The organism is Methylobacterium sp. WL64, assembly GCF_008039945.1.
Lineage (GTDB): Bacteria > Pseudomonadota > Alphaproteobacteria > Rhizobiales > Beijerinckiaceae > Methylobacterium.
The window spans coordinates 1-9,610 of record NZ_VRVA01000159.1; the positions used below are offsets into that span (position 1 = coordinate 1).

Genomic DNA, 9,610 nt, shown 5'->3' on the forward strand with positions numbered 1-9,610 from the left:
TGAGGCCGGAGACCACGACCATACCGAGGGGCGCCAGAACGCCGAGTGCGATCCAGGTGCGGGCGGAACGGAACGGACGCGTCAGGCGCTGCATCGAGGGCATCAGGCACCTCGCGATCGCGCCTACTCTAGCGTTACCATAGCATGTAGGTCTTAAGCGGCCCTTTCGTGCGGATGGAGACCACGATCAACGCCGGGAACCTGCATGCCCTGATCGAGGCGGTTCAGGCTGAGCGTGACGCGTGGCGGAGTGGGCTGAGCAATTGGCTGCTCGAGGCATCAGGGCGGCTTGATCAGCGACAACCCCATCCGCGCCTGCTACAGCCCTGCTTCTTCCCGTCAGGGCGCCCGAGGCGTTCGCGACACCGCAAAGCGTGCGGCGGGCAAGCACGTGACGACAGGCGCTCTCCGGGCCAGTTCCCCGCAGGGCGCCCGTGAAGCCTCGGCCGGGCAGGCGCGTGAGGGTCGGTGCGGCGGGGGAACTGGACACCGCAAGCGCCGGCCCATGGCCCGGATCCCCTTAAGCACCGGCCGCGTTGTTCGCCGTCACACCCACTCAGCTCAGCGCGATAGCGCCCCCTATTGAATACGGCAGCGCGGCACGCTCATGTCATCCCTTGCGCTGCGTCTTGGGCTGCTTCTCATGCTCCTGCCGCCCAGCTTAGCTGAGGCCGAAACAACCCCTCTGAATGCGCCGATCCTGATGCACGGGTTGACCGGCGACGGTGCCTGCCCGGAGAAGGGGCGTGTGATCGAGGTCGGGGCGAACAGCAGAGCTTCTTGGCGGTGCAGAGCGGACCAGGGGAAGCTCCATTCTGCGAGATCGGCCGCCTGCATGACGGCGACACGGTCGTGGTCTGCGAGAAGCTCGGACTGTGGTTGGGCGTCGTCTACGAATCAGCGTCGCTCGCTTGCCGGACTACAATCCTCGTGCCGGTCGAGCAGGCGTACACCGGGCCCTGTGGCTATGGTTGGATCCTGGCTCGTAACGTGAGCGTCGACCCGAAGTAACGTCGGCTCTACATCCTCTCGACGGCATCCGCCTACGCGAGCCTGTGACGGCTCACCTCCTTCTACCCCTCGGATCGCGATGAACGCCCTTAAGGATCTGCTCGCCCGCTTCGGCCGGACTGTCACGGCCTATGCCGGCGACGAAGCGCTGATGCAGGCGGGGATCTCGGCCGCGGCCAATGTCATCGTGGCCGACGGCGAGGTGGCGGGTGACGAGTTCGAGACCGCGCTCGTCGGTCTGCGCGCCAATCCGATCATCGAAAAGGGCTACGACCTCTTGATGCTGGAGGAGGCACTGTACGAGGCGATCGCCCGAGCACGGACCCGCGCCGGCCGAGTGGAGAACCTACGCCGGGTCGCTGCGATCGCCGGCCGTCCGATGGAGCAGCGGCAGGACGCGTTCTTGGTGGCCGCCGATGTCGCCGACCATGAGGGCGTCAGCGAGATCGAGGACAAGGCGCTGACCGAAATCGCTGCAGCCCTTATCGTCGACAAAGCCGAGCTGATGCAAACCGCGATAGCTCAGCCTACGCCAACCCCGTCTTCTGTGTAGGCTCTCCACTCTCGACCAGCCCCCCAATCCACATCCACAACGCTTGGTGTTCAGGTCCGCCGCGGTCGGCAGCAAGGAAGGCAGCCAGCGCGGTGTCCGTGACGTGTCCACCAGAGCTCGGGTTGGCCTCGTGGCGGACGAAGCTTCGCCCGTCGGTGGGATCGCGTAGCAACAGCCAGCGATCCCCGTTCGAGCTGGTGTAGAGTTCCAGGCTCAAGGTTCTGCGCCTTTCGATCAGCGGAGTGGGTGGCCGAGATAGGCGGCGACACTGGTAACGCGCGAGCCGACCATGCGCACGGCTTTCCGCAGGCGCTCCTCACTGATGCCGAAGCGCAGCGCCCAGCCTTCGTGAGTGGCGCGGTCGAACACGTCGATGTGTGCCTTGTCACGGAGCTCAGTCGGCATGGTCTAATCCAGCGTTTTCCCGGCGTAGCCAGGATTTTACGGCCAACCCGACAGCAGCCTTCTCGGTTGCCGCCGCATCTTGGTGGTACACCGCAATCTGCCGAAACGATCCCTGTCACCCTACCGACCTGGATGCCTCCAGACCCTAGATCCACACTGATTTGCCCTATTAACCATTGCGTAACTCAGGTTAATAATTCGTTGGCGCAAAGCCCTGCTTTGTGAGGAAATACGTAGGCGGGTCGGTGCCCGCCACGTCTTTCGAGGTAATCATGGTTCGGGTCTCGGCGCTCAGGCTCACGCGTCGCCTGGGGACGCATGCGCTGGCGAGCCTCGCAGCCCCACCCTTGGCCCTCCTCGCCGGTACGAGCTCCGCTAGCGCTCACGTGAAATGGTTCTGCGCCTACGACATCGCCGGGCAGCCGCGCGGCCTCGAGCAGGTGCTGTGCGCTGACTTCGAGTGGCTCGCTGGTCTGGCCATCCTGTGCCTGATGTTCGGGTGCCTGGCCGAGGGTACGCCGCTGGGCGGTGCCCTGCTCAACGCGCTGGATCGTGTGACCACCCGGATCCGCACCGACACCGAACTTCTGGTCCGCGCCACGCTGGGCTTCTTCTTCGTCTCGCTGTGGGGGATGGGTGGCATCATCCTCACCCCAGAGCTCAAGACCGACGTCGCCTGGATCCCGTGGTTCCAGCTCGCGCTGGCCGCCGGCCTGATCTGGCGCCGGACCATGCCGCTCACCGGCCTGGGCATCGTCTTCCTGTTCAGTTTCGCCACCGCACAGTACGGCGTGTTCCACCTCGCCGACTATCCGGTGTTTCTCGGGGTGGCGGTCTACCTCGTCTGCCAAGGCCTCAACCTGAAGCCCTTCGGCCTGCGTCCGCTCGACATCGTGCGCTGGGCCGCTGCCGTCACGCTGATGTGGGCCTCGGTCGAGAAATGGGCCTACCCGCAGTGGACCGACCCGCTGCTCGCCGCCAAGCCGCAGATGACCATGGGTGCGACCCCCGAGCTGTTCATGCAGGCCGCCGGCGTCATCGAGTTCACCCTGGCCTTCGCGCTGATCTGGACACCGCTGGTGCGACGCGCCGCGGCGATCATCCTGGCGGCGATCTTCGTCTCGGCGGTGTTCGAGTTCGGCAAGGTCGACGCGATCGGGCATTCCGGGATCATCGTCGTGCTGCTCGGTATCGCCGCCGACGACGTGCGCACCGCGGTGCGGGTCCGCGACATCACATGGGCTCCGGCCTACTACGGTGGTGCGCTCGCGACCTTCCTGGCGCTGTACTACGTCGGCCACGAGGCCCTGTACGAAGGCCTGACCGGCCTGCCGGTGATCTGAGGCAGTCCGGTAGACAGAGCTCGGTGGTGGCCTTCCTACTGGACGTGGAGGGTAAGCTTCATCTTCGGGTGGATACCGCACTCGATCACGAAGTCGCCGGGCTCCTTCAGCGTCAGCGTGGCCTGCTTGCCCGGCTCCTGATCGCCGGCGTCGAACGCGAACCGATCCGCCTCGATGAAGGCATGATGGATCGCGCCGTCGTCCCCGTTGACCAGGACGATGGTGTCACCTCGGCGGAGGAACAGGTCGGTGGGGGCGTATTGCCGACCCTTCTGCAGCACGACGCGGACGACGTTGGCAAGATCGGCTTGGGCCGGTCCGAGCGCGAGTAACCCTGCTATGAGCGCGATAGGCGTACCAACGAGAAATGCGCGACCTAGATTGCATATCAGCACGGATACAACCTGAATAAATGAATTTCGTATGATAAGCCTAGCATTACAGGGCGGTGTACCACTTAACGGAGATCAGTATAGACGTCTAAAAGTTCCATGTGCTTTGCGATCAATTCGTCATGCGAGCGCAACTTAAACGTTGTTCGCAACAAATCATTAAACACGGACGATCGTAGGTCGATGCCTCAGGTTTAGGGACCACCGAACAAGTCTCCCATCGCCTTCCGCTGGAACAGCGTGCGTCGGCGTCGACGTTGGTGCTCCGGTCTGTCGTGGATCATGTGGCAGCGCTGGCAGAAGGCCGCGAGGTTGGCGTCCGCGTTGTTGGCCGTGTCGTGGTCCCGGTGAGCGGCTGCCAGGACGACATGGGTCCGCCGAGCGCGGCCGAGGATATCGACGCCAGACCTGATCCGGATCCGGCGGCCCCAGCCATCGCGCCAACGGCCGGCCTCAGCGTCCCACCAACGCCCGTCGCCGAGGTGGTAGACCATCTGCCCGTGTGGCCGCCCACAGCTCTCACACCGGCCCTGCGCGTGGCCGAAGCGGATCGCCATTGACAGCTCGCGCCAGTCGATCGGGTAGAAGAAGCGGTGCTCGGGCCGGATCGCCATGGGGGTCGGCACTGTGCCACCCATGGTGAAGAAAGCGTATCAGTGAGGCGCCTTCACGGATCGCATGAGGGCACTCTTCGGAACTCAGGCGGCTGCGGCTGCCTCAACCGTTCGCCAGAAATCAGTCATGCCACTGGGCCTGGGTCAAATCCTCCCTGGTCCAAGAGCATGATAGATGTAGCGAGCCAAGCCGCCAACTTGTCGGGGCACAGACCAAAATTATGCGTTATGTCCTCCAATGGACAGACACGCACCTGTTCCCGCGTTACGCAGCGACGGTCGGGAGGTCGCGATGTCGTTGCCAGCCCCTGCGCTGGCCGCGCAGGTTCCATTCGAGAGCAATCTGCTGCTGCAGGCGCTGAGTGAGGCAGACCGCACGCGTGTTGCACCGTATCTCCATCCAGCTGAGTTTCTGCGCGGCGACGTCCTCTTCCGCGTCGGTGATGAGGTCTCGCACGTCACGTTTCCCCTGAGCCGGACGATCATCACCTTCGTCCTGCCGCTTCGCGACGGTAAATCCGTCGAGACCGCTACGGTCGGGCACGAGGGTGCTCTCGGCGGCGTCGTCAGCCACGGCTACCTGCCAGCCTTCAGCCAAGCGGTGGTTCAGGTCGGCGGCCCAGCTATGCGCATCGAGGCGGAGCGCTTGAACGCGGCCAAGCAGGCCTCTGCCGCTATCCGTGACCTGTTCGTGCGCTACGCCGATTGTCTGGTCGCGCAGCTACTGCAGTCAGTGGCTTGCAATGCCGTCCACCCAATCGAGCAGCGCTGCCTACGCTGGCTACTGACGATGCAGGATCGGCTCGGAACCGACGAGCTGCCGGTCACCCACGAGATGCTCGCAGAGATGATGGGCGTGCGTCGCGCCTACCTAACTAAGGTGCTGGGTGAGATGCAGCGCAGTGGGCTGATCCGGATCAGCCGCGGTAGGCTCAAGCTCGTCAACCGCCCTGGGATCGAGCAGGCAGCCTGCGAGTGCCACGCCAACGTGCGTCGGCACTTTCAGGATGTCCTGGGCGCCGTGTACGGGCGCTCAGGCGAGATCGTGGCCCTCGACGCAGGCCATCCCGAAACCCTACGTCCGCCCGTCCTCGCCGCGCTTGTGAAGCCGGCTCGTACTGCAAAGACCCGCAAGCTGTGACGCTGGATCAGACGCCCGTTCCAGGCGCGGTGGCCGATGAGCGTCGGCTCGCAGCCCTGAAGAGCTACGATATTCTCGATACGCCACCGGAGGCAGGCTTCGACGACATCGTGCAATTGGCGACACAGCTGTGCCAGACCCCCATAGCACTGGTCAGCCTGGTGGCGGCGGACCGGCAGTGGTTCAAGGCCCGGGTCGGGTTCGCCTCATGCAAGACGGACCTGAATTCCTCAGTCTGTGCCCTTGTCCTGACCGAGCCGGACGTGCTGGTCATTCCTGACCTCACAGCAGACCCGCGTACAAAGGCAAATCCACTCATCATCGGCGAGCCGCACATCCGGTTCTATGCCGGCGCGCCCCTTCGCACCTCCGAGGGACAGGTCATCGGCAGCCTGTGCGTCATCGACAACGAGCCGCGTCTTGGCGGTCTGACCGAGGTTCAGGCTAGAAGCCTGAAGGCGCTCGCTCGACAGGTGATGAGCCAGCTCGAACTTAACCGAGCCGTTGCCGGACGCGACGGGCTGTTGGCGGAGCAAGCTGCGGTTCAGCGTACCCGCGACACGCTTTATCGAGCCCAAACCGCGATCTCGGAGACCGGCGGTGACCTTGATGCCATCCTGAAGATCCTCGTTGCCGGGGCCATGGCGGCGATGCCTGAGGCTGACGGCGGGGCCATCGAGTTGGCCGTCGGCAACGAGTTGGAATACCGGGCCGTCGCCGGCACCCTCGCCGCCTTTCAGGCCAAGCGCGTGCCGCTGGAGGGCAGCCTATCGGGCGCCTGCTTCCAATCCGGCAAGCCGCTGTTGGTGTCCGACGTACAGGTCGATATGCGGGTCAACCAGCTTCGCGCCGAGCGGATGAAGCTGCGCTCCTGCGTGGTCGTACCTGTGCTCCGCGGCCGCCGCAGCATCGGCGTTCTGAAGCTGCAGTCGAGCCGACCCGAGGCCTTCACGGAGCGGCACCTGCAGGCTGCCCGCCTGTTTGCAGGCGCCGCCTCGGCCGGCTTGATCGAGGTCCGCGAAGCGGCCGCGCAGCGCGCCGTCCAGGCGAGCGAGAGCCAGTATCGGGCGATCTTCGAGAGCGCCACCGACTACGCCATCGTCGTAATGGATCTCGATGGCATGGTCACAAACTGGAACGTGGGCGCCACGCGTATCCTTGGCTGGATCCCTGAGGAGGTGCGCGGGAAGCCGGCCGATGTATTCTTCACGCCCGAGGATCGCGCGGCCGGCATCCCTGAGCAGGAGATGCACAGTGCGCTGACCGAGGACCGCGGCATCGACGAGCGCTGGCACCTGCGCAAGGACGGCGGCCGGCTCTGGGCCTCGGGCGAGATGATGGCGCTGCGCGACGAGGACGGTGGGGCCATCGGGTTCGTGAAGATCCTGCGCGACCGCACCGAGCAGCGCAGGAGTGGCGAAGCCCTACGAGAAGCGGCGCTACGCTTGCAGCAGGCCCAGAGGGCCGGCGGTGTCAGCGTGTTCTCCATCGGCATCGCCGACGGCATCTTGCGGCCCAGCCCGGAGTTCTGCCGCTTGTACGGGCTTCCGGAGGCCGACGCCTACCCGTCCACCGCCTTCGAGCAGCTGGTCATTCCGGAGGATCGGCACCTGATCTCCACCGCCGGCTCGCGGCGCAGCGGCGAAGCTCCCCTCGATGTCGAGTACCGCATCGTTCGGCCGGATACGGGCGAGGTCCGCTGGATCGCGCGCAAGGGCGAAATCGAGCATGACCAGGCCGGGCGCCCGGTACGCTTTGCCGGTGTTGCCCGCGATATCACCGAGCAGCGGGCAGACCGGGAAGCCTTACGCATCAGCCAGGAGCGCCTGAACCTCGCGTTCGAGGCTGCAGGCGCCGTGGGCTGGTGGGACTGGGACATCCAGAATGACCGCATCGTGGCCAACGCCCGGTTCGCCGAGTTGTACTCCGTCGATCCGGCGGAAGCTGCCGTCGGCACCTCGATCGCGCGCTACATCGACGGCATCCACCCGCAGGACCGGGAGTGGGTCAGCGCCAGGATCGAGCACGCCCTCGCCACTGGTGGGGAATTTGCTGAGGAGTATCGCCTGCTCCAGGCCAATGGCAGCGTGCGCTGGGTCTATGCCCGTGGACGCTGCTACCACGATGCCGCCGGCCGACCCCAGCGCTACCCCGGGGTGTCGATCGACATCACCGCGCGCAAGCTCGAGGGTCTACGCCAAGCCGCGTTGGTCACGCTGGGCGATCGCCTGCGCGACGGCACCAACATCCAAGAGATGACCCGGACGGCCGCCGAGATCGTCGGCGAGACCCTAGGGGTAAGCCGGGCTGGGTTCGGTCGGCTTGATCACTCCGGCGAGATCGTGACGCTGGAGCAGGATTGGACCTCCGAGGGCCAAGTCAGCATCGCAGGCCCTCACCGCTTCACCGATTACGGCAACTTGCGTGAGGGCTTGCTGGAGGGGCACCCGGTGGTGATCGGCGACGTCCGGACTGATCCTCGCACCGCAACCGACGGGCGCTCACTCTCGGCATTGGATATCCGCGCCCTGATCAATATGCCCGTGCGCGAGCGTGGGCGCACGACGGCGCTGTTCTTCGTGCACGATCGTCAGGTGCGCACGTGGCAGCCGGAGGAGGTCGCATTCCTACGCACGGCCGCCGACCGCGTCGAGGCAGCCGTGGCTCGGATACACGCGGAAGAGCAGCAGGAGCTGATCAACCGCGAGCTGTCGCACCGGCTGAAGAATACCCTGGCGATGGTCCAGGCGATTGTTACCCAGACCCTGCGCAACGCCACCGACGTGGACACCGCCAAGGAGACGGTGGCGGCGCGCCTGATCGCCCTGAGCAAGGCGCACGACATCCTGCTGGTCGGGCAAGGGGAGAGCGCCGAGATCGGCGCAATCGTAGCAGGGGCGCTGCAGCTGCACGATGATGAGCAGAAGGTTCGGTTCCGGTTAGACGGACCGCCCTTGCGCATCCATGAAAAGGGGGCGCTGTCGTTGTCGCTGATGATGCACGAACTGGCGACGAACGCGGCCAAGTATGGCGCGCTGAGCACGCCGGACGGCATGGTTCATGTGACCTGGGTGGTGGAGGACATCGCTGATGTCCAGACCGTTCGGCTAACGTGGCGGGAGAGCGGTGGGCCACCCGTGGCGGTGCCCACTCGCAAAGGGTTCGGCTCCCGCCTGATCGAGCGCGGTTTGGCTGGTGATGTCGGCGGCATAGTCCGGCTGTGCTACCCGGCCGATGGCGTCGTCTGCGAGTTGATCGCGCCGCTCGCAGGGTTCCAGCCCATCGTCTAATCGCGACCTGGAACCCTGAAGGCCGGTGCCTGTTTCGGTGCATGAATGAGTTCACATCGCATCACCGTGCGCTGACCGTCGTCGCCGAGGATGAACCCCTGCTACGGATGGAAACCGTCGATACCCTCGCTGATGAGGGGTTTGAGGTTCATGAGGCGCGCAACGCCGCCGAGGCGATGGAGCACCTGGAGCGGCTCGGCGGCGTGGACCTTCTGTTCACGGACGTGAGCATGCCGGGCGAACGGGATGGGTTGGCGCTGGCCCGTGAAGTAGCGCAGCGCTGGCCTGACACTCGCATCGTGATCTGCTCGGCGTGGCCGCAGCCAGAGCCGGACGCGATGCCCACCGGGGCTTCCTTCCTCAGTAAGCCGTTCGCGGCCTCCTCCGTACGCAAACTTATACGATAGAGATTAGATCACCCGCGACGGAAATCCGAGTGGCGTAGGTCACGCGCCGGTCCGCGTGCAGGCATGCGTTCGCCACGATGGGCAGCCGTCAGCGGATCAGCCATAGCCCCACAAGAGACAGCGTGGCTGAGTAGACGGGGCAATGATCCTCATCGGTCGCCAGCACCGTGTAGATGAGCCGCTCGTTGCCTTCGGCTGTCTGATCGCGCGCCATATCAGGAAGAACCTTCAGAGCCTGCGCGCGCACCTCTTCCAAAGTGATGCATTCGGTGCCCGCATCGTCAAATTGCGAGGTGCCGTCGTGGATATCGAAGTAGTAGCGTGACATGCAGGTGCTCCGCGCGAAGTAGGGCGGGAGCACTCGCTACTCTCAGGCACTGACAGCCAGGATCGAGGTCAGTGATGTCGTCTTGTGCACCAATTTCCGGTAGATCGCCAGAGCACTGAATTTGGG

The 9,610-nt window shown here is 65.0% G+C and carries 10 protein-coding genes; 6 read left to right on the plus strand and 4 right to left on the minus strand.

Annotated elements, in window-relative coordinates; translation table 11 throughout:
• The first annotated feature begins 786 nt into the window (after positions 1-786).
• On the plus strand, positions 787-1,011 hold the full coding sequence (locus tag FV242_RS30480) for a hypothetical protein (protein ID WP_147941525.1): 225 nt from the start codon (positions 787-789) through the stop codon (positions 1,009-1,011).
• A gap of 79 nt (positions 1,012-1,090) precedes the next feature.
• The gene (locus tag FV242_RS30485; RefSeq protein WP_147941526.1) at positions 1,091-1,564 is read left to right on the plus strand and encodes a tellurite resistance TerB family protein; all 474 of its coding nucleotides are present in this window, start codon (positions 1,091-1,093) and stop codon (positions 1,562-1,564) included.
• 234 nt (positions 1,565-1,798) lie between these two features.
• Here FV242_RS30485 and FV242_RS30495 read toward each other — a convergent pair whose 3' ends face one another.
• Positions 1,799-1,969, minus strand: a complete 171-nt coding sequence (locus tag FV242_RS30495) for a DUF3606 domain-containing protein (RefSeq protein WP_147941528.1) — start codon at positions 1,967-1,969, stop codon at positions 1,799-1,801.
• Positions 1,970-2,241: 272 nt separating this feature from the next.
• Between FV242_RS30495 and FV242_RS30500 the strand changes: the two genes are divergently transcribed.
• Positions 2,242-3,312, plus strand: a complete 1,071-nt coding sequence (locus tag FV242_RS30500; RefSeq protein ID WP_246692962.1) for a hypothetical protein — start codon at positions 2,242-2,244, stop codon at positions 3,310-3,312.
• A gap of 35 nt (positions 3,313-3,347) precedes the next feature.
• On the opposite strand, the gene FV242_RS30505 is transcribed toward FV242_RS30500, so the two are convergent.
• Entirely contained in the window at positions 3,348-3,593 is a 246-nt protein-coding gene (locus tag FV242_RS30505) for a hypothetical protein (RefSeq protein ID WP_246692961.1), read from the minus strand.
• A gap of 305 nt (positions 3,594-3,898) precedes the next feature.
• A complete protein-coding gene (locus FV242_RS30510; RefSeq protein ID WP_147941535.1) occupies positions 3,899-4,318 on the minus strand; it encodes a hypothetical protein in 420 nt (139 codons plus the stop codon).
• 292 nt (positions 4,319-4,610) lie between these two features.
• On the opposite strand from FV242_RS30510, the gene FV242_RS30515 reads away from it, so the two are divergent.
• Genes FV242_RS30515 through FV242_RS30525 form a run of 3 tightly spaced genes read left to right on the plus strand, consistent with a single transcriptional unit; the run spans position 4,611 to position 9,156 of the window.
• Positions 4,611-5,459 carry a Crp/Fnr family transcriptional regulator gene (locus FV242_RS30515; RefSeq protein WP_147941529.1) on the plus strand — a complete coding sequence of 283 codons (849 nt, stop codon included), beginning with the start codon at positions 4,611-4,613 and terminating at the stop codon, positions 5,457-5,459.
• Positions 5,456-8,749 carry a GAF domain-containing protein gene (locus FV242_RS30520; protein ID WP_147941530.1) on the plus strand — a complete coding sequence of 1,098 codons (3,294 nt, stop codon included), beginning with the start codon at positions 5,456-5,458 and terminating at the stop codon, positions 8,747-8,749. The genes FV242_RS30515 and FV242_RS30520 overlap by 4 nt, the downstream gene beginning before the upstream one ends.
• A 41-nt stretch (positions 8,750-8,790) precedes the next feature.
• Entirely contained in the window at positions 8,791-9,156 is a 366-nt protein-coding gene (locus FV242_RS30525; protein ID WP_147941531.1) for a response regulator, read from the plus strand.
• Between the two features lie 88 nt (positions 9,157-9,244).
• Here the strand turns inward: FV242_RS30525 and FV242_RS30530 are convergent, their stop codons facing one another.
• The gene (locus tag FV242_RS30530) at positions 9,245-9,484 is read right to left on the minus strand and encodes a hypothetical protein (protein ID WP_147941532.1); all 240 of its coding nucleotides are present in this window, start codon (positions 9,482-9,484) and stop codon (positions 9,245-9,247) included.
• Between the last annotated feature and the right edge of the window lie 126 nt (positions 9,485-9,610).